Below are 209 nucleotides of genomic sequence, written 5' to 3' on the forward strand. Positions count from 1 at the left end.
GCGAGTCCGCCATGTCCTCGCGCCACATGGCGACTTCCGCCGGCGTGCCGCGCGTGAAATCCATCGCGCGCACTTCGGCGCGGATCGCCTCGATATCGAAATCCGCCATCAGCTCGCCTCCGTCGTTTCCGCTTCCGCATCGAACGCCCGCTTGCCGCGCCGCTTCCACAGCGCCAGCACGTCGCCGGCATCATCACCGCGCGCGCGGC

General features: G+C 69.9%; 1 pseudogene. It reads right to left on the bottom strand.

What is annotated here, in order from left to right:
* Positions 1-108: 108 nt before the first annotated feature.
* Positions 109-209, bottom strand: a pseudogene (locus AX685_RS22615) (conjugal transfer protein TraD); the annotation flags it as partial.

Source organism: Sphingomonas sp. CCH9-F2 (assembly GCF_001556735.1).
In the GTDB taxonomy this organism is placed as follows: Bacteria; Pseudomonadota; Alphaproteobacteria; order Sphingomonadales; family Sphingomonadaceae; genus Sphingomonas; species Sphingomonas ginsenosidimutans.